A 21,656-nucleotide genomic window follows, 5' to 3' on the forward strand; every position below is an offset into this window, starting at 1 on the left:
ATCAGCTAAAACAATTTAACAACCACCAAGAATAGTATCTTTTAATGCGTAGGATTTTATTGACAACACTGTTGTGTATCGCTAGCAACACTTATGCCCAACCTAAACACAACTGCAGCGCCGTGCAGTTGACATGCGAACATTTGGTCAATCCGTTGGGTATTGATGCAATTCACCCGAGACTTAGCTGGCGACTTGAGGACCAACGTAAAGGTGCGGTACAACAAGCTTATCAGATCCTTTTAGGGCAAGATTCGCTGGCATTACTGAAAGAGACAAAAGATAGCTGGGATAGTGGCAAACAGTTCAGCTCGGCTATGTTAGTGTCCTATAACGGCGCACAGTTAAAGCCACAGACTAAGTACTACTGGAAGGTTAAAATATGGGATAAGGATGGTGTATCAACACGTTCTGAAATAGCATCTTTCGAAACAGGAATGATGGGAATGGACCTTTGGAAAGGAAAATGGATCAGCGACAATAAGGATATTCATGCACGGGAAACGCCTTATTTTAGAAGAGAATTTAAGGCAAATAAGCAGATAAAATCTGCCCGCGCGTATATTGCCACAGCGGGATTATATGAACTTTCCATTAATGGCCAGCGCGTTGGCGACCACCGTCTGGATCCAATGTATACACGATTTGACCGACGCACGTTGTATGTCGTGACGGACGTAACCCAGCAGCTTCAAAAAGGAGAGAACGCTATTGGCGTTGTTTTGGGGAATGGCTGGTATAATCATCAACCAATGGCCGTTTGGAACTTTGATAAAGCACCATGGCGGGCCCGGCCAACATTCTGTTTAGAACTGAAAATTGTTTATACAGATGGAACGACGGAAACCATTGTTTCGGATAAGCAGTGGAAGACTGCTTCGGGGCCAATCACCTATAATAATATTTACACTGGTGAGCATTACGATGCAAGACTGGAAATACCTAACTGGGATAAACCAAAATACGATGATTCGGCCTGGCCGGCTGTTCAGTATAGAAATGCGCCATCAGCGCATATCGTTTCCCAACAGATGGTACCGATTCGGCTCGTAAAGTCCTATAAGCCAAAATCAGTGACAAAGATAGACCAACGTACCTATGTGTTCGATATGGGCCAGAATATGGCCGGGATTACAAAAATTAGAGTGAAAGGAGCTGCGGGTACTATGCTGCGTATCAAGCATGGTGAGCGATTGCAGGCCGATGGGCATCTTGATCAGTCCAATATTGATGTTTATTATCGCGGCGATAAGGAAAAGGAGCCTTTTCAGACCGATATATTGACCTTAAGTGGCCGCGAGGATGAGTTTATGGCCAAGTTCGGTTACAAAGGGTTTCGTTATGTCGAGGTTAGCAGCAGTGCCGCAATTGCATTGGATAGTTCGGCTGTGACCGCCTATTTTATGCATAGTGATGTGTCTGCTATTGGACAGCTCAAGACATCATCAGCGTTGGTCAATAAACTATGGACAGCGACCAACAATGCCTACTTGTCCAATTTGATGGGCTATCCTACAGACTGTCCGCAACGGGAAAAGAACGGCTGGACAGGGGATGGGCACCTTGCGATTGAAACAGCTCTATACAATTTTGACGGGATAACAGTTTATGAAAAATGGATGGCGGATCATCGTGATGAACAACAGGAGAATGGTGTCTTACCCGATATTATTCCAACTGGCGGATGGGGCTACGGTACCGCAAATGGTTTGGATTGGACAAGCACCATTGCCATCATTCCATGGCAGATCTATCAGTTTTATGGAGATCCACGTGCATTAGAAGAATGCTACCTAAATATCAAACGCTATGTCGATTATGTAGACGGAATCAGCCCGTCTGGATTGACAACGTTTGGGCGTGGAGACTGGGTGCCGGTGAAGTCACAGTCCAATCTGGAGTTGACCTCATCTGTTTATTTTTATGTGGATGCGACCATCTTGGCTGCTGCGGCCAAATTGTTTGGATACACAGCAGATCAACAAAAATATGAACTGCTAAGCGAAAAAATTAAGACGGCCATCAACGCTAAATTTTTAGATGCTTCCAAGGGTGTTTATAGCAATGGAACACAGACCGAACTGAGTGTACCACTCTATTGGGGGGTTGTACCCAATGAAATGAAAGCCCGTGTTGCAGCCAATCTGAATAAGAAAGTGGAAGAGACCAACTTTCATTTGGATGTAGGCGTATTGGGTGCTAAAGCATTATTGAATGCGTTAAAAGATAACGGTTATGCAACGACAGCCTATAAGGTCGCGGTACAAGATACCTACCCGTCTTGGGGATGGTGGATTGTAAATGGAGCGACAACATTGTTGGAGAACTGGGATTTAAAAGCAACACGGGATATTTCAGACAACCACATGATGTTTGGCGAAATCGGTGGTTGGTTTTTTAAATCTATCGGCGGGATTCTGCCAGATCCTGAACAACCTGGATTTAAACATGTACTCTTAAAACCTATCTTCCCCCAGGAACTGAAAGAATCTTCTATTTCTTACGATTCACCCTACGGTAAAATTGTTTCTGAATGGAAGTTAAAGGATAAAATGATCGTATATAATATCCAAATACCTGCTAATGCGACGGCAACATTTTATCCACCGGATAATGTTAGAGGCAGCGATATCGTCCAATTGGAGGCTGGTAAACACAGGCTGGTGCTGGAACTCAAGTAAGCATAGGCCCCGACTTGTTGTTTCGTTGTCTTGACTGTTGGTTTTATTCTTTTATGTTATAATCTATTGGAGGGCTTTTGCGAGTTTACCAAGCTGTTTTAACTTTAAGGCGAGTTCATTGCTCCAGGGTAAGCCAATACAGAGACGCATGCAATGGTGAAATTGATCCTGCAAGGTGAAGATCCTTCCCGGTGAAATGCTAATCTGTAGTTTAAGCGCATAGTTGTATAGTTTGCCTGTATCGATGTGTTTTGGAAATTCAACCCATAGGGCGAGTCCGCCCTGTGGGCGGCTTATTTTAGTACCTTCCGGAAAATGGTCCGCGATGATAGCGGCATACTGCCGGTAGTTTTCTGTTAATGATCTACGGAGTTTACGTAGGTGATTTTCATACTTTCCTGTTAATAGAAAATTTCCCACTGCCTCGTTGATGATCGCTGTAGATGATAGGGAATGGATCAGTTTTAGTTTGATAATCTGTTCCTTGTATTTTCCAGGAGCGACCCATCCGACACGGAAGCCCGGAGCCAATGTCTTTGAAACTGACCCGCACCAGAGTACATTGCCATCTAGGTCAAAAGATTTGCAACATTTGGGGCGTTGGGTGCCAAAATGGAGGTCGCCGTAAGTGTCATCTTCGATCAGCGGGATATGATGTTTTGCTAGCAGTGATACAATTTCCCGCTTGTTCTCATCCGGCATACAATAGCCCAAAGGGGTGTTAAAATTGGGAACCAGTAAGCAGAGTTTGATTTCGGGCAATAGCTTTTTGAGGGCTTCAATGTTTATTCCCGTAATGGGGTCCGTGGCTATTTCCAGCACCTTAAGTCCCAGGCTAACGGCAAGTTGGAGGATACCCGGATAGCAGGGGCTTTCAAGAGCCAGTGTATCTCCAGGTTTGGTTAAGGCCATCAGACATAAAACCAACGCATTCATACAGCCGTTGGTGGTAACGACCTCATCTTCGTTTAGATTTCCACCCCAGGCCAATGAACGTACAGCTACCATACGACGTAATTTTATATTGCCCTGCAAGGGCTCATATGCTGTGCCACCATCGCTGAGCTCCTGTGTAGCGAGAACGATTTCTTTTTTCAATTTTGCGGTAGGCAGGAGACTTCCCGAAGGAACACCGATGGAAAATAAGGTTAAATCCCGGCGCCCCATGGTTGAATACACCTTATTCATTAATTGATCTGGTTCTCGGTTATTGGCGATTGGAATAGGTTGACTGGCTGCGGCCAAAGGAAGCTGCAAATAGTTTGGAGGACTAACGAAGTAGCCGGACTGAGGTTTGGACCGTATAAGTGAACGTCCTTCAAGCTCTAAAAATATCCTTTTTGCGGTATTTATACTGATACCGTGTTCAGCACTTAGATTTCTCACTGAAGGTAGTTTCTCGCCAGCTTTTAAGACACCTGAATTAATCTTATTCGCAATATTGTCTGCTATTTCATTATACAAATAATCTTTTTTCATAAAATAAGGATTAATATCTGTCTTCAAAGGTAACTGTGTCCATTGAATTATCAAAAACTGTGACTGTGCTTAGTTCTTGTAATGGACGAACTTTGTGTAAAAGGTTGAAACATGGCAGAATTAAGTATAAGTAAATTACAAGAAAATACCGCAAGCGGTTGGTTAAACGGTTTTATTGGGGTGGTATTATTTAGTGGTTCGTTGCCGGCAACACGAATGGCGGTTTTAGCATTTGACCCCGTATTTGTGACGCTAGCCAGAGCTTCGATTGCAGGTATATTGGCACTGGTAACATTGATCGTTTTTAAGGAAAAACGCCCAGAAAGAAAACAATTGGGTTCGCTATGCATCGTTGCAATAGGATGTGTCGTTGGATTTCCCTTACTGAGTGCTTTAGCCCTGCAGCACATCACGTCTGCGCACTCTATCGTTTTTATCGGTATTTTGCCCGTATCGACAGCCGTATTTGGTATTATACGCGGTGGCGAGCGTCCGAAGCCAATCTTTTGGCTGTTCTCTGCTTTAGGGAGCCTACTGGTGATCGGCTATGCGCTGGCACAAGGACTAACAGCCTCACCTTTAGGTGACGTTTTAATGATTTTATCGGTCATTCTCTGTGGTTTGGGCTATGCTGAAGGCGCTAAATTGACCAAGACACTGGGTGGTTGGCAGGTCATTTCCTGGGCCCTGGTTTTGTCGCTGCCGCTGATGTTGCCACTTACTTTTATCTATCTTCCATCCACTTTTGATGCTGTACCTATGGGCGCCTGGGCTAGTTTAGCCTATGTTTCTTTGTTCAGTATGTTTATTGGCTTTGTTTTTTGGTATAAAGGACTTGCCCAAGGTGGCACGGCGACTATCGGACAGTTACAGTTATTACAGCCATTCTTTGGTTTGGCTTTAGCCGCCTGGCTTCTTCATGAACAAGTCAGTGTTGGCATGCTTGCTGTAACAGTTGGTGTTATCCTCTGTGTCGTAGCGACGAAGAAATTTGCCCAATAAATGCATTAGAAAAATAGAACTGGTTTATAGGTTCTCTCGGAAAACCATAAATTTATTAACTTTAACTTTTAGGGCATCGTTCGAGGTGTATTTGATCGAATGATGTCTATTATCTTGTATTGACAAAGACAATAGCGTATGATTTTACCGTTTGAACCTTATAATCCGATATGGAAAGCGAATTTCGACAGCATTCAAAATGAACTTCTTGCATTGTTGAAACCTATAAGGTCGAGGGTAGATCACATAGGCAGTACGGCCGTTGAGGGATTGTCTGCCAAACCAATCATTGATATATTGATCGGTCTTGAGGAAGAAAATGACCTTGATCGCATTCCGTTCCTGTTGCAGGGTAAATGCTATGTATATTATGAAAAATATAATGAGGATATGCCTTACAGACGTTTTTTTGTCGCCCTGATTGATCGGCCTGAAGTATTGGGGTTGCCAGAGCACATTGCACCCGACGATGAAATTCCAGTACGATTGCATGATCATTCGCTACGGATAGCGCATATTCACAGCATACCGTTGCAATCAGAACACTGGTTGCGCCATATCGCGTTTCGCGATTATCTGCGTGTACATGAAGAAGTAAGAGATCAGTATCAGGCGATCAAAGAAAAGTTGGTACTCCAGCAATGGAAAGATGGGAACGACTATAATGACGCCAAAGATGAATTTTTGAAAGAGCACGAAGCAAAAGCTGTGGAATGGTACAAAAAAGTTTACGGAACAATAAAATAGTAGAACAATGGAACGTTGCACAATAGCGTGGAGGCAAGGGATTACATTGTTAAGAAATTAGTGCAATAAGAGATAGATTTAGGTATGAGTACATTTTTGTCAGAATTTGAGGATATTATCCATGATTTTACCCAGCAAATTATGGAATTAAACGAGGACGATTTTAATATGAAATTGGGACAAAATAAGTGGAGTAAAAAAGAAATTCTAGGTCATTTAGTCGATAGCGCTTTTGTAAATTACGGACGGTTTATAAGAGCTCAATTTGAAGAAAATCCAAAAATATACTATGATCAGGTAGCCTACTGTTCATCTGCTGACTATCAACATGCTGAGACCGTTAAATTATGCAATCTATGGCGATCGGTAAACGAGCAATTGTTGTTTTTGTTTCAGCATATAATTGCGAATAAACTGACACAAAGGACTTGTAATGACCATAGCCTCGAATTTTTAATGCATGACTATGTGATGCATTTGAAGCATCACAGAAATCAGATTTTGCCTGAATGATGAAATTTAATCCCTGATGAGTGGTGTCCTTACTTCTCAAGGACCTTTTTGATAATATCAATTAAGAATTAAAGTATTTCTTTTATAATTAATAACTGCAAAACAATTGTCAGTGTAAACTTGTTGTCTAATAGGTGGTTCTATAGTTTTTACGCTAAGACTACCCAAAATAGATCGATGTACTGGCATATCCCACGAAAATACGAAGAGACTCTCTGCTACACTTCAAAAGGACACTAATTTTTAAAATATATGAAATCGAAGTCATTTTTAACCGCAATTGTCTCAAGCTTCTTATTGTTGGCTTGTAGTACCTCCACAAGGATAACAGATGTCTATAAAAATAGAGATCTGACTCCAAAACAATACCAAACAATATTCATTATTGCGATGACAAACCATGCTAAAGCACAGGAAGTCATTGAATCCAATTTGGCTGAAGCGGCTTCCATGCATGGCTACAAGGCTATTAAAAGTACTGATGTTTTTAAACGCACGTTCACCAAAGATGAAAGTCAAAATAGAGATTTAGTGATGAAAGCAGTACACAGTCTGAATGCGGATGCTATTTTTACTGTTACCCTGATCGACAAAACCAGCGAAACCCGATATGTACCGGGAAGTGGACCTTATATGCCTTATCCGAGGTTTGGATGGTATGGTAATTTTTGGAGCTATTACTCCCATTGGTACCCGATTGCATACGATCCTGGATATTATACCACGGATAAAATGTACTATCTGGAAAGCAATCTATATGACGTTAGTTCCGAACAACTGGTTTGGAGTGTGCAGTCTGAAACAATCAACCCTTCCAGCTTAGCTGATTTTTCTAAAAGTTATACGAAAGCCCTTATTAAGGCTCTAGAAAAGGATATGTCCACTAAATAACCATCGATAAAAGTATATTTAAAAGCTAGCTTTAAATTAAATCGTTATATTGGTATATAATTATTCTTTATGATAATAATATAGCCTCGTTAAATGTTTTTTATAGTATATTTGTAAACTAATTTGTGGTAGTGTTGTTATATTGACAAGCAATAAAGTTAGTTCAAATAAGATGAGGTAATGAGGTACAAAATATATAGAGAACAACAATTGGCCTGCGATTTGGATACCGCTTGGTCTTTTTTTTCTTCACCCATGAATCTTTCAGAAATTACACCAAAAGATATGGGGTTTGTTGTCGTCTCAGACTTTCGTCGGCAAGAAATTTCTGAGGGAATGATCATTGATTATTTGGTATCTCCGATCCTTCGGTTTCCGCTGAAGTGGAAGACCAAAATAACGCAAGTGGAAAAGAATAAAAGTTTTACTGATTTTCAACTAGAGGGACCTTATGCCTATTGGAATCATTTTCATGAGTTTATTCCGAATGAAAAAGGAGTGCTCATGAAAGACAGGGTAGATTATGAATTGCCTTTGGGAATTCTAGGCACAATTGTGCATGGAGTTTTTGTTAAAAAAAAGTTGGAGCAAATCTTCGATTACCGTTATCAGGTTTTAGAAAAATTATTTAATCAAACTAAGAATTAGTGATAACGAGTCTATTGCAGTTCACGTGACCGGCGGAAGGAGGTCAAATGAGCTTTTAAACATATTTTATGCTGTATACAATGAAGAAAATCTATCAAATAACCAATGGAGTTGCTTTGGTCATTACGGTGATTATTAATTACCTATCCAATACGGGAATTTTTAATGGGGAGACCATGGCAACGGTTTCTGCTAAATATCAAAATCTATTTACACCCGCGGGATATGCCTTTACCATATGGGGCCTCATTTATTTGGGGTTGTTTGGATTTGTAATTTATTTTGGTCCTTTTGTCAGACAGACAAACGAAAAGGAAAAAGTAGTTTTAAAAGTCGGATGGTGGTTCTTGATTTCTTGTCTAGCAAATAGTCTATGGGTCATTACCTGGTTGTATGACTATACCTTTTTGACTATTTTATTAATGATCTTACTTTTTGTGTCGCTATTAAAGATAATTCACCATACACAATCTATTGTGTTTCATGCTGCACGCAGCAAGCGTATATTTCTTAAGTTCCCTTTTCAACTTTATGCAGGATGGATTTCAGTGGCTTTGATTGCCGACATTGCAGCCTATCTCACGAAGATAGGCTGGGACGGTTTTGGATTATCAGCTACAACATGGGTTATTATCATGTTTGCAATTGCATTAATCATTCACTTATTGATGATATGGCAACGTCATATGCCCTTATTTGGACTTGTAGCTGTATGGGCTTTAATAGCAATTTCAGTTGCTAATAAATTAGTTAATAGCACTGTATATATAGCGGCTATAATAGCGGCTCTTATTGTTTTGCTAAATGTAATTGTATACTATATCCAATATCGTAAGCGACTGCCTGTCTAGTGCTTACTGGTAAATTATAGTGGTTTAGCAATCAAAGTTTAAGCTTTCCATAGTATTGTAGCCAGCTGCTATTTTATTGCTGATTCAGCAATCAATAGCTTTTGAAATTCTTTTCCGATAAATGGATTGATGACATGCTGAAATCCTTTTTGCAGCGTAAAGACAGTGATAGTCGCATCAGACTCCGGTGAATAGATGACATCTGTTCACCACCAACCGCCATGATAGTAAGCGTTGAACCCCATGTCAAAATGATAAATTCCTAAACAGTATTTAGATTTATCTGGTGGTAAGACGTAGGTATGCATCGCTTCAAGAAGTTGTTTATCCTGAATGATTTTTCCGTCAAATACATATTGGAAAAATAGGGCTGCCTCTTTGGCTGTCGCTGCTATCCCACCGCCTCCGTACAGATCCCATGAAGGATCAATGGCATACGAGTCCCAGTTGTACTTGCTTGCGTACTGATGGGCGAGAGGCAGGGGTTTTCAGGATATTGTTCTACGTTTATAAACCATGTCTTTGTTAGGTTTAATTCTTTGTATCTAAGTAAGTTTCGGATGGCTGCATAGAATGGCTGCTGTGTTTTTTGCTCAATAATTTCGGTAAGAAGTAAATAATTAATATCAGCGTAACTAAATTTTTCACCGACAGGCTGAGGGTTTCCGATATCGATGGATCTTTTGATCTGCTCGTCTTTTTTCCACTTATATTTAGGATGTTGATTGACGAATTCAAAATAAGCTTCATCTACATAATCTTGAATTCCCGAAGTGTGTGAGAGCAAATTCTTTATCGTAATTACCGCTAGATTATAACCATCGCTTTCAAATAAATGACGTGTTTTTTTTGATAATAAATTTGCAATTGGTTGATCAATAGAAAGTTCACCTTTTTCTACCAATCTTAGGATTGCTGCAGCGACATAGGGTTTCGTGTTGCTTGCAATCAAAACAGGCTGTTGGTCTTCTAGCGCTTGGTTCGTGCTGGTGTCTGCTACATCTTTTGCATAGCTCCAGGAAATATTATGTTTCGGTGCTTCTACATGAACAATAATCCCCACAGCATCCTTATTTTTATCATAAATAGAATCTACTTTTTGTTTAAAAACGGTCTGTAATTGAGCAAATCCGATCAACGGAGTAAATAAGGTATTTAATAACACTATTTTTTTCATATGTTCTTTTCTAAACATTGTGCCTCAGACTCAAAAACTCTCTTAGCATTTGCTAAGTATATTTCTTTGCTACTTCACTAGCAATCGCCTCTGCACCTGCAAATGCATCGACTTCGCAGTAGGGGTAACGGATTTCGTTGCCTGTTGCGCTTGTGAAAATAAGAATTAAAATAATAATCTTGATGGTTAAATATGTGAAATAGCACATCGAGCTTATTTAATAAACTGAGTCTGTATTTATTGATGTTCTATTTTTGAAGCGAAATGCCTTCGATTTGACAATAGGAGTTTGATTTTTACACATTATTTATTTTAATATCTTTGCGGTGTCAAATTATTAATTATTAATGAAAAGAAATTATTTTACACTCTTTATGATGGTGGCTTTTGCCTCGATGTCTTTTGCACAAACGAATACAGCAGTTGAAGCCAAAGTTGAGGATCACCAGTTTGCCTACAATATCCTGACCAATATGTCTTACGAAATGGGGATCGGAAATAAAACAACATTGCGCTTTTCAGGACCTTTATCAGGAAGTTTATTATACAGTAAAACATCGATAACGATTAACGATTATCATCATGAAGATTCTGAGTGGGGATATGCATTTCGTCCAGCGGTCGATATGCAAGTGCGGCATTATTATAATTTAAATAAAAGGCTTCAGAAAGGAAAAAAAATAGCACACAATTCCGGCAATTATATTGCTGGGGTGCTTGGAGCCGCTGGTCCGTCCATATTGAAAAGTGATAATATGTATGTTGCTGATTTCACCCTAACTTTAGGCGCAATGTGGGGTATACAGCGCACTTATGGCGAGCGTTTTATGATGAATGTAGGTATCGGGCCAGGTGTGAGTTTTTATGACAGCCAAAGCGAATTTACACCTATGGGCGGTATAACGGTTGGATTTAGATTGGGAAAATAGATAAATAATTCCCATTTCTTTCCCAAATTGATGGATAGGTTTAGATTATTATAACATTTTAAATCTTAAATCATATGGTCAATTGGAATTTAGTAACCGGCAAGGGTGAAAAACTTTCTTCCCAGGATGTCAGAAGGAGTATTTTAACTTTTATCATAAAAAATCATCCTGGGAATCAGGTTGAGTTTATCGAAAAAAAACGCAGTTCATATCGAATAGATATTAGGGGTGGAGATGCTCTTATTTTCGATTTCAATGGACAATTTGTGAGAACAGATCGTGACTAGCCTGCTTCGATGATCTGAAATAGACTTCATATTTTAAAAAAGGGGCGGGAGCTCAGCTTTATGCTCCCCCCTTCAACGGTAATTATCTTTAGTGGTTTGACTTTTTTGTTTTAATTCCTTCCACCTGCAATTTTATTCGGTGGCTATTATTTATTCTTTGAAACGTTAGCTTTCTTTTCTATCATTACCCCGGTTTATTTCTTGTCTTATGCAAAGCCTATTCAATGTGTAAAATGTTAGATTTACGGTGTAAAAGAAGCTTATTGGAAGGACATGAGAAAAGTAATTGCAGCATTCAATATGACCCTTGACGGGTTTTGTGATCATACAGCAGGCATTCCCGACGAGGAAATACATCTTCATTATACGCATCTGTTAAATAGCGCTGATGTCATTTTATATGGTAGGATTACCTATCAGCTTATGGAATATTGGCGGCCTTTTGTGAAAAATCCCTCAGGTGAACAATCAATGGATGACTTTGCATTGGCTATCGATAAAATTCCAAAAGTTGTTTTTTCAAACAGCCTGAAAAATATAGACTGGGCGAGTGCAAAATTGGCCGAAGGGATGCTTAAAGATGAAATATTGAAATTGAAACAGCAACCCGGTAGAGATATTTTGGTTGGGAGTCGAAGCTTAATTGTCCAGCTGATGAATCTCAATTTGATCGACGAACTTCAATTGTGCATTTATCCCGTTGTGGTAGGACAGGGGCTTTCACTATTCGAACATATAAGCGATAGAATAGTTTTTAAACTATTAAAAACAAGGTGTTTCTCTAGTGGTTCAGTCCTCCTGTACTATCAGTACAGTCCAACATCTACTTCCTCATAAATTATTCCCTCGGGAAATATCGGCAACACAGCGGGAAATTCAGATACCTACAGCTCCTCCCATGAAATTTACATTTGTAATGTAATTTAAAAAGAATTCATTATGAAACATAAACATTCAATTTTGTGGGCTATGGCAGCAATCCCTTTGCTAATTATCGCTTGCAATAAAAATGATGCTATGCCATCAACGTCGGCGACAACTATTACGATAGAAAATGTATTGGATTCAAAACTATTGGTCGAGTCCGGTAGCTTTAAAAACACTGGTGCTTCGCCAGTGGTTATGCCTGGCGAAGCAATTTCCATTAAGTTTTCTGCAGCCAAAGGACAAGCGCTGAGCTTTGCAACGATGTATGGTTGGTCGAATGACTTGTTTTTTGCTCCCGAAAATCCTGGCATAAAGCTGTATCAGGACAATGGAACTCCGGTTGAGGGCGATGTTTCGGCACAGATTAAATTATGGGATAATGGTACTCGTATCAATCAGATGCCAGGTGCAGCTGTAATTCACCCGGGAACAACAGAAACTGCTCCAAGAGCTATTACGGAAGTAAACGGAACCGATGCACAGGGCAATACTTATGCTCCAGCTTCTACTTTAATGAAAGCAACACTTCATTATGAAGGTAATTCCAATTTTACACTTATAATCACTAATGTCTCGGGCGGTACGACCAATCCGACCCCCTTCAGTCCCGGAGTTTGGGCAATTTCATATAGCGTGGGAGGGAACCTGTTAAATCCTAATCCATTATTTGAAGTAGGAAAACCAAGTGTAAATGGCTTGACAAATATTGCGGAGATGGGAGACAATAGCGTGTTGGGTAATTACATTAATACACAAACAGGTATTTTTACACCATTATCTCCAGTTTTGGTGGTGCTATATAAAGGCATCGAAAACCCAATATATAAAATCGGTGAAAATGACCGTGGTAAAGGACTGAAAGATTTAGCGCAAAAAGGTGATGCATCGGGCCTGGCGGCTTATCTTAAAACACTCTCCGGTGTAAAAGCGGTGTATATCCTTCCGGCGGCTAGCTCAACAGTATTACTTCCTAAAATCGGAGCGCAGGCAGGAAGTAGCGTTTCACAGCAGTTAAGTATAGCGAGTGGAGATCGAATTGCCATTGCAAGCATGTACGGCCTTTCCAACGATTGGTTCTTTGCAACAAAAGATAATGGAATTGATGCAACAGTAAAAGGAGATGTATCCTATTCAATCGGATTGTTTGACAATGGGACAGCGATTAATCAGTTTCCCGGAGCTGGCAATGAGCAGGCAGGATTAGGTGGCACTCCTGTGACCGAACGTAAACCAATTGGAGAAGTGCCTAATCCAAATGGGTTCACCACACTGCCATCAATTTCTAGCATTATTAAAGTAACAATCAACTAATTTTTGAGGCCGGTTATACGAACGAAAATCTCGTGGCTATTATTGTCCTTATTAGAGACAGGACGATCAGCAACCTATTACATGCAGTGGCTAAAGTATCGATTGAGTTTCCACGGGCAAAAAGTATCGATTCAATATTTATTAAGTAATAAACGTGTTATAAAATGAAAAATCCTATAAAAACAAAATTAGCTGCGTTTGTTGCGCTGCTGTTGTTCACGACCTGCATCGCAAGCATAGCCAATGCGCAGGCGCGGTCCAGCATGCGGAGAGCTGACAGCAGGATAGATAAAATGGATATGAAGCAAATCCCTTATCGAATTCCGCAAAATCCGGAAGACATCAGTCCGTTATTGTGTGGAGAAAAAATACCGATGGCAGGATTGGTAGACGTTTCAGGTAAAAGGTTTGATCTCAATAGAGCGATTTCCCAAAAGCCGACCATTTTGGTTTTCTACCGCGGTGGCTGGTGTCCTTATTGTACCAGACAACTTTCGGGCTTACAAGAGGCCTTTCCCGGCTTGGAAGAAATGGGGTATCAGTTGATTGCCATAAGTACAGACGAATCCGAGGGATTAATGAAAGCTGTAGCGAAAGAAAAATTAAGTTATACACTTTTATCGGACGCAGATCTTTCACTGTCGAAACAAATGGGGATTGCGTATAAAGCTCCGAAAGACTACTGGGAGATGCTACCGAAAACAACTGGAGGCAAAGACACCGACTTGCTGCTTCCGGTTCCATCAGTATTTATACTTGATCAAAAGGGAACAATTCATTTTGAATTTATCAATCCCGATTTTAAACAAAGATTATCCTCCAATCTGCTGCTTGCTGCTGCAAGCAGCATTAAAGAAGATCTGTAAATTTCTAGCTTGTGGGCGTTAGGCTCTTACAAGAAAATGATTAAATTTAAGCGTATTGAAATGTCGTAAGTAAATGACAACATGATTAGGGAGTATAGCGATAACGCAACAGCAGCACTGTTTGTGATGCACAGTGACAACAACCAGTTTTCAGGCAGGGGACTTCGTAATGCGAATTCCCTGCCAATCAATACATTTATTTATAATAAGGGCGGCGAACAAAAAGTGACGATCGATGAGATCAGCTATACGATGCCATCAAGGTGTATACTTCCTTTGGTTTCCAATCAACATTTTGTATTTGAACAGCCCGATGTGCTGACTGCCTGGCAGTTTAATAGGGAGTTCTATTGTATCGTTGACCACGATGCTGAGGTCGGTTGTGTTGGTTTTCTGTTCTATGGTATTCGACATCCAATGTTCATTGTATTAAATGAAACTGCTGTGGAAGAAATGTCTCATCTGGAGAATGTGTTTTCAAATGAGATGATGGTAAAAGATAATTTCCAGGGTGAAATGCTGCGCACCCTTCTTAAGAGAGTGATTATCAATACCACAAGGATAGCAAAGCTCCAAAGTGAAAGTTATCAGCTATTCCCCGACGAAAGAATGGATATTGTGAGAAAATTTGCGTTGCTACTGGAATGTAACTTTAAAGAGGAACATGAAGTCAGGTTCTATGCCGCTGCACTCAACAAATCACCAAAAACGCTAAGCAATGTATTTGCGCTGTTGAAACAGTCGGCGCCATCTATTCTAATCCGCAACAGAATAATTCTTGAGGCTAAAAGGTATCTCCATTATACCGAGAAGTCAGCGAAAGAGATAGCTTACGAACTTGGTTTTGAAAGTCCTGCTCATTTTAGCCGGTTTTTCAAAATGTACTCCGGAACAAATATTTCTGCGTTTAAGAACCTTTGATCATTATTGCGTTTAAATACAGACGGTCATGTTGACCATGAATAAGAGGTGCTATAAATAATATAAAAAAACGGCAAATACTGCCCTATAATTTTCTTTGTTTTCAACAATTTGTGTGCTAACTTATGACCTATAAAATCTTCAAAAATAGGAATCGATTCATTGGTCAAAAGCTTCATATGTTTAAACTTTCTATAGCCCGTATCAGGATTGAATCAAAGTAATACGACGGTTTTGTTTTAGTTAATTAGAATATAAAAAATAACTAGCATTGTCCGGGCTAAATGAGTATCTTTCAAAAAATAGATAATGAAAACCAAAATCCTAATTTTAACCCTATTTATTGCCAATTTCGGTCGTGCACAAACCTCATTAATGGATAGTTTAATTCAAAATAACTATTCGACCTTTAAAAAAAACAATAAGAACGCTTTTGACGGCAAAGGATGGACTACTTTGCTAGATGAAATCAGAAAAAACAACTCCGTATTATTGGGCGAGCAGCATTTCACCAGCGAAATTCCTTATTTCACAAACGCGGTTGTCAATAATATTAAGTTCGACAACTATATTCTGGAAATTGATCCCTATACAGTCAATACAATATCAAAGAAAATTAAATCCTTAACTCCTCCTGAACTGGACAAATTTCGCAATGAGTCGGGTTCTGCCTTATCTTTTTTACAAGGTGAGGCTGAGTTTGACTTATTTAAAAACATAGTAGATCAGAATGTCAAAACCTATGGCGCTGAACAAATTAGTTTATTTTCAGATCGTTTGCTTTTTTCGGAATTAAGTATGCAATCCAGAAGTGCTAAAGCAAAAGAAATTTATACACAGATGATTGCTAATTCTGCTGCTTTTGACACAAAAAATAACACCAGATTCTATTTGTTCTCTGATGATTGCTTAGAAAAAATAAATGCATTGACCGCTCTCAATTTATCCGCCATTGAGAAAGAACAGCTTGAAGCGCTAAAATTAAGCAGAGATCTATATTTAAATCGAATTCATCGTTTAAGGATTCAATATATCAAACATCTGGTTTTTGAGAAGCTTCCCGAATGGAAAGACAAGAAGAATCTTTTCAAATATGGCGCTAATCACATGCCTAAAGGAGAGAGTTTAATGGAAGTATTCGATGTTGGTAACCTGGTTGCCAATATTGAAGAGGCAAATTACCGGAAGTCATTACATATTATGCTCATCGGAAAGGGGGAGGGTGAAACATTGGCTGATTTGGATCAATATAAATCGTTTTTAACCGTTGTAAAAGATGACAATTGGTATGCTTATAATTTGAGACCTTTGCAACAAGCAATCTCTAAACAGAAGCTTAAGGTAGAGGATTTGGAGCTGGAAAGAATTATAAAAGGTTACGAATATTTGGTTTTCATCCCCAATATTACCAAAACACCCAAAAGCGGTAAACAGGATCATTAAATCCTTTTCAAAAGCCGGCTTTTTATAATACAGCCGGCTTATTTGTTTGATTCATATAGATCCTTCCAATTTTTGTCTATAAAATTGACATGCTTATTAAGTATACATTTTCTAACCGATATTGAATGCCCACTTTCGTTTATTCAGGCCGAAAAGGATGAATATATTACTATCGAGAAAAGAGATCTTATTTAGGTTAATTGTTATACTCTTGATCTGTCACAGGTTTAAGCCATACTGTTTCTCCCTTTTCCCTGCCTGTAATGGCAATCTGTACAAAAGCAGAATCAGCGCTCGCGCCATGCCAATGAGGAACATCTATTGGGCATTTTACAACTTCTCCTTTACGGAGGATTATTTTTTCCTTACCTTCTTCCTGATAGAAGCCGACACCATCCAATGCCAGAATAATCTGTCCCGCCGGATGAGAATGCCACTTGGTCCTGACACCAGGCTCAAAGGTCACACTTCCAACAGCATTCTGATTGATCCGATCTGCGGTTACTAGATTATTTAACCACACTGTTCCTGTGAAATTGTCATTTGTAATCCTTTCACCTTTTGAAAAAATAGGATCATGCGTTCTGTGCTGTTCAGTTTTTTGTGGTTTGATCTGTTGAGTACATGAAATTGCCAAGATTCCCGTCAGAAATAGTATCGTTGTATTGTTTAAATTCATGATTTTAAATTTTTAAATAAAGTTTATCCCCAAGTAACCCATTTTAGGCTCGTTTATTTTTTTGTTATAGTCGCTTTAATGACCGCAAATTTTATAGTAGCAGTTAGATTACTTTCTATTCGCTAATACTTCATCGAATATTTTTTGTGCAACTATAGCCTCTTTTTTGCCCACAGTAGATTTAATAATAATTATAAACTGCTGTAATTGTTCTTTCGATAAACCTACATTTAAACAAATTGCCAAATGCGATTTCAGCATCGGTTCCACGCCGCCTATGCTGGCTAGTACAGAGATTGTTACCAGTTCTCTTTCAGCGTAGGTAAGAATATCCCGTTCAAAAATATCAGCAAATAGATGTTCCTTTAAAAATAGTTCAATAGTTGGAGCAAAAGCAGCATAACCAGTTTTTGGATCTTTTTCGGTTACTCCTGTAAGCTGTTCCAAAATCGCTTTGCCACGATCATATTTTGGCTGGTCATTTTGAATAGGTGATGCTTCAGGGCCTGTTGGATCATTGATGCCCTTTGTCTTGCGCTCCTCAAGTACGGCCATCAGGGTTTGCAATCCACGTATACTACGAGGAAAGCCGGCATAAGCATAGAGCTGTATGATGCTTTCCTTAATCTGATTACTTGTCAGTCCGGCATCGAGTCCTTTGTTGAGTGCATCTTTTAATGTTGACAGGTCACCTTTGGCCGCGGTGGCCGCAATGGTAATAAGACAACGTTTTTTGTTATTTAATGGCGGATTTTCGCGATTCTGACTTGCGTATAACACGGAATAAAAGCAAAATAAAGTGAATAATAACGCAATAATATACTTTTGTTTCTTCATGATCATTCTCTATTAGTGATTCTTTCTATTTCATCTCTTTTTGGAGTAGAAAGACTAGCGATGGCATTCTTTACGAAGATATCACTGGTTGAATCGTTATTAGTTCCCAGGAGTAAGTAGTTTGGTGAACGACAGTGATCCTAGTTTCCAAGTGCCATTTTGTTTTACGTAGACTTCCGTAACCATAAAGGGATTGGTTACCTCGTTACCACCAACGATAGCAAGTAGGTCGATTCTATTGAGTAGGATAGCTGTATTGTCAATGATATTGACTGATACTTCATGGATATCAGCCTTTTTATACCAGATTCCGCCACTTTTTATGACATTAAGTTCCCTTTGTTTTCCCCAGGATCCCCCCATGTGGACAAACATTGAATTTTCATGAAAAAGGCTGTCCAATGTACCGACATTTTTGTTGGCCATCCATTGCCATTTATCTTTTGAAAGTTTGATGATTTCCTGATCAGCAGGCGATTGTGCAAATGAGATCTGAATTCCGAAGAGGGCCAAACAGAGGCCGAGTAATAATTTTTTCATAATCATAATAAAATATAGTGTATTTTTTATTGAAGGTTCTGGTGATAAAACTCAACCAATTTATTTACAGCTTTTGTGACGTATTCCTTTTTCCAGTAAGTTTCAATGTGTGTAGCTCCTTCTAGTAAAAAGAGCGCTTTGTTTTTTGCGTTTTTAGCCTTTGAAAAAGCCTCATCGGTCATATACTTGGTATCTGCCTTGCTTCCAGCGATCATCAACAAGGGCTGATCGATTAGTTCGATACCATCGGTCGCATCTCATGTCATCAGATCCATCAAGCTGCTGGTTGTATATAAAAACGTTGAATTCCGATGGGCGTGCGTCCGATAATAATATTCAAATCCTTGCCGATAGAGATCTGTTGGAGTTTTGGCGATCTCTTCGTCGGTTATACTAGCTACGCCAGAATACTTGATTTCTCCGCCTGCTGCCTCCTGTGCCCGGGCATCTGATGCCTGTTTCAATCGTTGCTCGATTGTATTTTGCTGGGAATTTTGAAAACCGTTGCGTCTCACTTCACCAGAGTTGAACATGCTCAGTGTAGCAACAGCTTTTAGCCGTTTATCAGACTGTGCTGCTTTGAGGGTATAACCACCGCCGCCGCAGATCCCGAGTGCACCGACACGATCCGGGTCGACACCAGCGTAACCAGCGATATAGTCTGCCATGCCATGGATATCCTCTGTTCTGAACTGGGGTTTGTCGGTATGGCGGGGTTCGCCACCGCTGGCTCCCTGATAGGCGGCGTCTGCGGCTATTGTAATGTAACCCGCTTCTGCAAGTCGCTGTGCATAAAGACCGGCAGTTTGTTCTTTGACCCCGCCATTGGGATGTGCGACTATAATGGCAGGATATCTTTTTGAAGGGTCATAATTCGTCGGAGTATATACATTAGCAGCGATAGCTATTCCGTTTAATTTATAGCTCACAGGATGTATATTTACTTTTCCCTTTACATTTTCCTTTATAGCATCACCATACACAAGGCCAAATGGATTTTTTGATTTGTCCTGTGCTTCTGTAATGAGCCCCGTTGCCATAAACATGGCTACGATGATATACTTGATTTGTTTCATTGATTGTAATTTTATGCTTTCCACTTCTTATTATTTTGTGAATCCAAGTTTTTCAAGCCATTGGGCAAGTTGAATGGTAAGCTGTTTTTCTTTTTCACCTGATATCACAAAGAGGATTCCGTCCCGTTCTTTCCCTGCTTTTGTTGTAAACCCTTCCAATATTTTGCTTTTGGAACAAAGTTGTTTGATCGTGTCAAAGCTGCTCCCAACGCCATATCCGGCATTTGTATTAAAAGGGACAATCGTCTTTCCTGCTAGATCATACTGTTTTAGAAAACTCTTTATGGGGGGAGGGAGCTGCATCCCCCAAGTTGGAAACCCCACAAAGATGAAGTCGTATTTTCCTATGTTGTCTATTTTCGTTTTTAGTGGCGGCAGATAACCCGTTTTATTTTCTTCGGCAACCTGGTCGACGGTGGTTTGATAGTGAGCGGGATAAGGATTTTCGAGTTCAAGACCAACTAGATCACCGCCTACCTGCCGATGGATAATCTCTGCGACAGCTTTGGTATTTTTCGTCCGCGATAGGTAAACGACCAAAACTTCCTGATTATTTAGCGAATCACAGGGAGCTATCGGGAAACCTTTGTTTTCAAATGTGGCTTCATTTGCTCCCGAACAGGAAGTTACCGCAAACAACAGGCAAAGTAGTAGGCAATATAAATATCTAGTTTTCATTTGCATCGTTTTTGATTTATACAAAGTTCCCTAAATCAACTTTCTTTTTAGGTAGACGGATTACGGATAGTACTACCATTATTACTTATCCAGTCCTTTTTGTTTTAACCATTTGTATAGTTCATCCGCAACTTGCAAATTGTTGAGATCCGAAAAAGGAAAATGAGTATTTCCCGTGATTCCAACTTCAGGAAGATGGATTACCGTCGCATTTCCGCCATGTTTATTAATTGCCGCGGCCCATAGTCTGGCCATTTCCAGCCCCGAACGCCAGTGGTCTTTGTTCCATACATTGGTCGGCTCTTTGGCAATATTATCCCCATAGTAAATGACAATTGGGATTTGGGTCAGCTTTTTAAAATCAGAGAGGGGGATTGTAACCCCTTTGAGTTCACCAAACAACCCCGCGGATTTTATGGGAGGCGGAAGTTCGCCCTCTGGAAATACAAATCCACTGTATGGTTCGTATGCGACGACCGCTTTGACTTTATCATTTTTGATCGCGGTCAGCCAACCTGGGCCTCCGCCCTGGGAGTGGGTGACCAAGATTCCGGCGTTAATCTTATCAAATAGACTGGATACCGCTGCGGTAATAACGGTTGCATCGAAAGCACCCGTATTGGGTGTCATCTGTCTATAGAACTGTTCTAATGCTATACTATCCTTTGGAAACTGAACATTCGGGAAATAGTTGGGGTAATTGCCTATACGAAATTGTGTAAACCAGAACTGCTCATCTGCCATAGGCTTGATCGTTGCTTCTACCATGCTTTTTCCGGCTTCCCCACGTCTGGGTTGGTCGATGAGGTACACTGAGAATTTCCGGCGGAGGAAAATGTTCTGAAAACCTTCTCTACCATCTGCTGTTGTTTCCCATGTTTTTTTTGATTGGCCTGCACCATGCAGAAATACCAAAGGATACTTGTGGGCTTTTACCGGTTTTTGATAGAAAACGTAGGCATGATCACCATGGAAAGTTTGTCCTTGAGGATTCAGGGCATCATTTACGTTCAAGTGCCCAGCTTCGGTCTTGATAGTACCACCAACTGCAAAGCTACCTTGATCATCAATGAGTAAAGGCTTTTGCTTTTTCTGGGCATGTACGGTCATCGATAAAATGAATAGGGCAGCAGAGGCTGTAATATTTCGTATTATTCTGTTCAATCGCATAGC

At 40.0% G+C, this 21,656-nt stretch carries 24 protein-coding genes; 14 read left to right on the forward strand and 10 right to left on the reverse strand.

The annotated features are described in order from the left end of the window. Window positions 1–44 precede the first annotated feature (44 nt). Window positions 45–2,681, forward strand: coding sequence for an alpha-L-rhamnosidase (locus L1283_RS17705; protein WP_286851873.1), 2,637 nt, complete (start codon window positions 45–47; stop codon window positions 2,679–2,681). A 63-nt stretch (window positions 2,682–2,744) separates the two neighbouring features. Here L1283_RS17705 and L1283_RS17710 read toward each other — a convergent pair whose 3' ends face one another. After that, a complete protein-coding gene (locus tag L1283_RS17710) occupies window positions 2,745–4,160 on the reverse strand; it encodes a PLP-dependent aminotransferase family protein (RefSeq protein ID WP_088161998.1) in 1,416 nt (471 codons plus the stop codon). Window positions 4,161–4,271: 111 nt separating this feature from the next. Between L1283_RS17710 and L1283_RS17715 the strand changes: the two genes are divergently transcribed. The 6 genes from L1283_RS17715 to L1283_RS17740 all read left to right on the forward strand — a co-directional run bounded on the left by L1283_RS17715 (window position 4,272) and on the right by L1283_RS17740 (window position 8,812). Then, window positions 4,272–5,162 carry a DMT family transporter gene (locus tag L1283_RS17715; RefSeq protein ID WP_088161997.1) on the forward strand — a complete coding sequence of 297 codons (891 nt, stop codon included), beginning with the start codon at window positions 4,272–4,274 and terminating at the stop codon, window positions 5,160–5,162. 138 nt (window positions 5,163–5,300) lie between these two features. Then, complete coding sequence (locus L1283_RS17720; protein WP_088161996.1) at window positions 5,301–5,909, forward strand: GrpB family protein; 609 nt, start codon at window positions 5,301–5,303, stop codon at window positions 5,907–5,909. A gap of 84 nt (window positions 5,910–5,993) precedes the next feature. Further along, window positions 5,994–6,422 (forward strand): DinB family protein, encoded by a 429-nt coding sequence (locus tag L1283_RS17725; RefSeq protein ID WP_145327121.1) that lies wholly within the window; start codon window positions 5,994–5,996, stop codon window positions 6,420–6,422. 252 nt (window positions 6,423–6,674) lie between these two features. Next, window positions 6,675–7,313 carry a hypothetical protein gene (locus L1283_RS17730; protein WP_088161994.1) on the forward strand — a complete coding sequence of 213 codons (639 nt, stop codon included), beginning with the start codon at window positions 6,675–6,677 and terminating at the stop codon, window positions 7,311–7,313. A gap of 180 nt (window positions 7,314–7,493) precedes the next feature. Then, the gene (locus tag L1283_RS17735) at window positions 7,494–7,961 is read left to right on the forward strand and encodes an SRPBCC family protein (protein ID WP_088161993.1); all 468 of its coding nucleotides are present in this window, start codon (window positions 7,494–7,496) and stop codon (window positions 7,959–7,961) included. 80 nt (window positions 7,962–8,041) lie between these two features. Beyond that, complete coding sequence (locus L1283_RS17740; protein WP_088161992.1) at window positions 8,042–8,812, forward strand: hypothetical protein; 771 nt, start codon at window positions 8,042–8,044, stop codon at window positions 8,810–8,812. A gap of 391 nt (window positions 8,813–9,203) precedes the next feature. Here the strand turns inward: L1283_RS17740 and L1283_RS17745 are convergent, their stop codons facing one another. Both L1283_RS17745 and L1283_RS17750 read right to left on the reverse strand, forming a co-directional pair. Continuing rightward, on the reverse strand, window positions 9,204–10,007 hold the full coding sequence (locus L1283_RS17745) for a serine hydrolase domain-containing protein (RefSeq protein ID WP_429626368.1): 804 nt from the start codon (window positions 10,005–10,007) through the stop codon (window positions 9,204–9,206). A 34-nt stretch (window positions 10,008–10,041) separates the two neighbouring features. Then, the gene (locus tag L1283_RS17750; RefSeq protein ID WP_157698503.1) at window positions 10,042–10,197 is read right to left on the reverse strand and encodes a hypothetical protein; all 156 of its coding nucleotides are present in this window, start codon (window positions 10,195–10,197) and stop codon (window positions 10,042–10,044) included. 139 nt (window positions 10,198–10,336) lie between these two features. Between L1283_RS17750 and L1283_RS17755 the strand changes: the two genes are divergently transcribed. The 7 genes from L1283_RS17755 (at window position 10,337) to L1283_RS17785 (ending at window position 16,673) form a co-directional block, all read left to right on the forward strand. Further along, on the forward strand, window positions 10,337–10,918 hold the full coding sequence (locus L1283_RS17755) for a hypothetical protein (RefSeq protein ID WP_088161990.1): 582 nt from the start codon (window positions 10,337–10,339) through the stop codon (window positions 10,916–10,918). A gap of 74 nt (window positions 10,919–10,992) precedes the next feature. After that, window positions 10,993–11,205 carry a PepSY-like domain-containing protein gene (locus L1283_RS17760; protein ID WP_075993143.1) on the forward strand — a complete coding sequence of 71 codons (213 nt, stop codon included), beginning with the start codon at window positions 10,993–10,995 and terminating at the stop codon, window positions 11,203–11,205. Between the two features lie 273 nt (window positions 11,206–11,478). Then, window positions 11,479–12,042 carry a dihydrofolate reductase family protein gene (locus L1283_RS17765; protein ID WP_088161989.1) on the forward strand — a complete coding sequence of 188 codons (564 nt, stop codon included), beginning with the start codon at window positions 11,479–11,481 and terminating at the stop codon, window positions 12,040–12,042. Between the two features lie 102 nt (window positions 12,043–12,144). After that, complete coding sequence (locus tag L1283_RS17770) at window positions 12,145–13,443, forward strand: spondin domain-containing protein (protein ID WP_088161988.1); 1,299 nt, start codon at window positions 12,145–12,147, stop codon at window positions 13,441–13,443. A gap of 164 nt (window positions 13,444–13,607) precedes the next feature. Next, window positions 13,608–14,309 (forward strand): peroxiredoxin-like family protein, encoded by a 702-nt coding sequence (locus L1283_RS17775; RefSeq protein ID WP_286848478.1) that lies wholly within the window; start codon window positions 13,608–13,610, stop codon window positions 14,307–14,309. Window positions 14,310–14,390: 81 nt separating this feature from the next. Next, window positions 14,391–15,230, forward strand: coding sequence for an AraC family transcriptional regulator (locus L1283_RS17780; protein ID WP_145327124.1), 840 nt, complete (start codon window positions 14,391–14,393; stop codon window positions 15,228–15,230). Between the two features lie 309 nt (window positions 15,231–15,539). Continuing rightward, complete coding sequence (locus L1283_RS17785; RefSeq protein WP_145327125.1) at window positions 15,540–16,673, forward strand: hypothetical protein; 1,134 nt, start codon at window positions 15,540–15,542, stop codon at window positions 16,671–16,673. A 196-nt stretch (window positions 16,674–16,869) separates the two neighbouring features. On the opposite strand, the gene L1283_RS17790 is transcribed toward L1283_RS17785, so the two are convergent. The 7 genes from L1283_RS17790 to L1283_RS17820 form a co-directional block, all read right to left on the reverse strand. Further along, window positions 16,870–17,352 carry a cupin domain-containing protein gene (locus tag L1283_RS17790; protein WP_088161984.1) on the reverse strand — a complete coding sequence of 161 codons (483 nt, stop codon included), beginning with the start codon at window positions 17,350–17,352 and terminating at the stop codon, window positions 16,870–16,872. 108 nt (window positions 17,353–17,460) lie between these two features. Beyond that, a complete protein-coding gene (locus L1283_RS17795; RefSeq protein WP_145327126.1) occupies window positions 17,461–18,189 on the reverse strand; it encodes a carboxymuconolactone decarboxylase family protein in 729 nt (242 codons plus the stop codon). A 99-nt stretch (window positions 18,190–18,288) separates the two neighbouring features. Then, window positions 18,289–18,729, reverse strand: a complete 441-nt coding sequence (locus tag L1283_RS17800) for a nuclear transport factor 2 family protein (protein WP_145327127.1) — start codon at window positions 18,727–18,729, stop codon at window positions 18,289–18,291. Between the two features lie 26 nt (window positions 18,730–18,755). Further along, complete coding sequence (locus tag L1283_RS17805; RefSeq protein ID WP_429626369.1) at window positions 18,756–18,944, reverse strand: hypothetical protein; 189 nt, start codon at window positions 18,942–18,944, stop codon at window positions 18,756–18,758. 42 nt (window positions 18,945–18,986) lie between these two features. Next, window positions 18,987–19,805: an alpha/beta hydrolase gene (locus L1283_RS17810; protein WP_244294324.1), complete on the reverse strand. Its 819-nt coding sequence runs from the start codon at window positions 19,803–19,805 to the stop codon at window positions 18,987–18,989. Between the two features lie 30 nt (window positions 19,806–19,835). Further along, window positions 19,836–20,483, reverse strand: coding sequence for a flavodoxin (locus L1283_RS17815; RefSeq protein WP_088163593.1), 648 nt, complete (start codon window positions 20,481–20,483; stop codon window positions 19,836–19,838). An 81-nt stretch (window positions 20,484–20,564) separates the two neighbouring features. Next, window positions 20,565–21,653, reverse strand: a complete 1,089-nt coding sequence (locus L1283_RS17820; RefSeq protein ID WP_145327128.1) for an alpha/beta hydrolase — start codon at window positions 21,651–21,653, stop codon at window positions 20,565–20,567. Window positions 21,654–21,656: the final 3 nt, after the last annotated feature.

Source organism: Sphingobacterium sp. HSC-15S19 (genome assembly GCF_050433745.1).
GTDB classification, from domain to species: domain Bacteria; phylum Bacteroidota; class Bacteroidia; order Sphingobacteriales; family Sphingobacteriaceae; genus Sphingobacterium; species Sphingobacterium siyangense.

What these genes read in the sequence shown, in the direction of transcription:
- L1283_RS17765 (WP_088161989.1), top strand. Translation starts at nt 11,479, where the DNA reads ATGAGAAAAGTAATTGCAGCATTCAATATGACCCTTGACGGGTTTTGT.
- L1283_RS17715 (WP_088161997.1), top strand. Translation starts at nt 4,272, where the DNA reads ATGGCAGAATTAAGTATAAGTAAATTACAAGAAAATACCGCAAGCGGT.
- L1283_RS17720 (WP_088161996.1), top strand. Translation starts at nt 5,301, where the DNA reads ATGATTTTACCGTTTGAACCTTATAATCCGATATGGAAAGCGAATTTC.
- L1283_RS17795 (WP_145327126.1), bottom strand. Translation starts at nt 18,189, where the DNA reads ATGAAGAAACAAAAGTATATTATTGCGTTATTATTCACTTTATTTTGC.
- L1283_RS17775 (WP_286848478.1), top strand. Translation starts at nt 13,608, where the DNA reads ATGAAAAATCCTATAAAAACAAAATTAGCTGCGTTTGTTGCGCTGCTG.
- L1283_RS17735 (WP_088161993.1), top strand. Translation starts at nt 7,494, where the DNA reads ATGAGGTACAAAATATATAGAGAACAACAATTGGCCTGCGATTTGGAT.
- L1283_RS17750 (WP_157698503.1), bottom strand. Translation starts at nt 10,197, where the DNA reads ATGTGCTATTTCACATATTTAACCATCAAGATTATTATTTTAATTCTT.
- L1283_RS17710 (WP_088161998.1), bottom strand. Translation starts at nt 4,160, where the DNA reads ATGAAAAAAGATTATTTGTATAATGAAATAGCAGACAATATTGCGAAT.
- L1283_RS17755 (WP_088161990.1), top strand. Translation starts at nt 10,337, where the DNA reads ATGAAAAGAAATTATTTTACACTCTTTATGATGGTGGCTTTTGCCTCG.
- L1283_RS17805 (WP_429626369.1), bottom strand. Translation starts at nt 18,944, where the DNA reads ATGATCGCTGGAAGCAAGGCAGATACCAAGTATATGACCGATGAGGCT.
- L1283_RS17760 (WP_075993143.1), top strand. Translation starts at nt 10,993, where the DNA reads ATGGTCAATTGGAATTTAGTAACCGGCAAGGGTGAAAAACTTTCTTCC.
- L1283_RS17815 (WP_088163593.1), bottom strand. Translation starts at nt 20,483, where the DNA reads ATGAAAACTAGATATTTATATTGCCTACTACTTTGCCTGTTGTTTGCG.
- L1283_RS17785 (WP_145327125.1), top strand. Translation starts at nt 15,540, where the DNA reads ATGAAAACCAAAATCCTAATTTTAACCCTATTTATTGCCAATTTCGGT.
- L1283_RS17745 (WP_429626368.1), bottom strand. Translation starts at nt 10,007, where the DNA reads ATGTTTAGAAAAGAACATATGAAAAAAATAGTGTTATTAAATACCTTA.
- L1283_RS17790 (WP_088161984.1), bottom strand. Translation starts at nt 17,352, where the DNA reads ATGAATTTAAACAATACAACGATACTATTTCTGACGGGAATCTTGGCA.
- L1283_RS17820 (WP_145327128.1), bottom strand. Translation starts at nt 21,653, where the DNA reads ATGCGATTGAACAGAATAATACGAAATATTACAGCCTCTGCTGCCCTA.
- L1283_RS17770 (WP_088161988.1), top strand. Translation starts at nt 12,145, where the DNA reads ATGAAACATAAACATTCAATTTTGTGGGCTATGGCAGCAATCCCTTTG.
- L1283_RS17705 (WP_286851873.1), top strand. Translation starts at nt 45, where the DNA reads ATGCGTAGGATTTTATTGACAACACTGTTGTGTATCGCTAGCAACACT.
- L1283_RS17730 (WP_088161994.1), top strand. Translation starts at nt 6,675, where the DNA reads ATGAAATCGAAGTCATTTTTAACCGCAATTGTCTCAAGCTTCTTATTG.
- L1283_RS17740 (WP_088161992.1), top strand. Translation starts at nt 8,042, where the DNA reads ATGAAGAAAATCTATCAAATAACCAATGGAGTTGCTTTGGTCATTACG.
- L1283_RS17725 (WP_145327121.1), top strand. Translation starts at nt 5,994, where the DNA reads ATGAGTACATTTTTGTCAGAATTTGAGGATATTATCCATGATTTTACC.
- L1283_RS17810 (WP_244294324.1), bottom strand. Translation starts at nt 19,805, where the DNA reads ATGAAACAAATCAAGTATATCATCGTAGCCATGTTTATGGCAACGGGG.
- L1283_RS17800 (WP_145327127.1), bottom strand. Translation starts at nt 18,729, where the DNA reads ATGAAAAAATTATTACTCGGCCTCTGTTTGGCCCTCTTCGGAATTCAG.
- L1283_RS17780 (WP_145327124.1), top strand. Translation starts at nt 14,391, where the DNA reads ATGATTAGGGAGTATAGCGATAACGCAACAGCAGCACTGTTTGTGATG.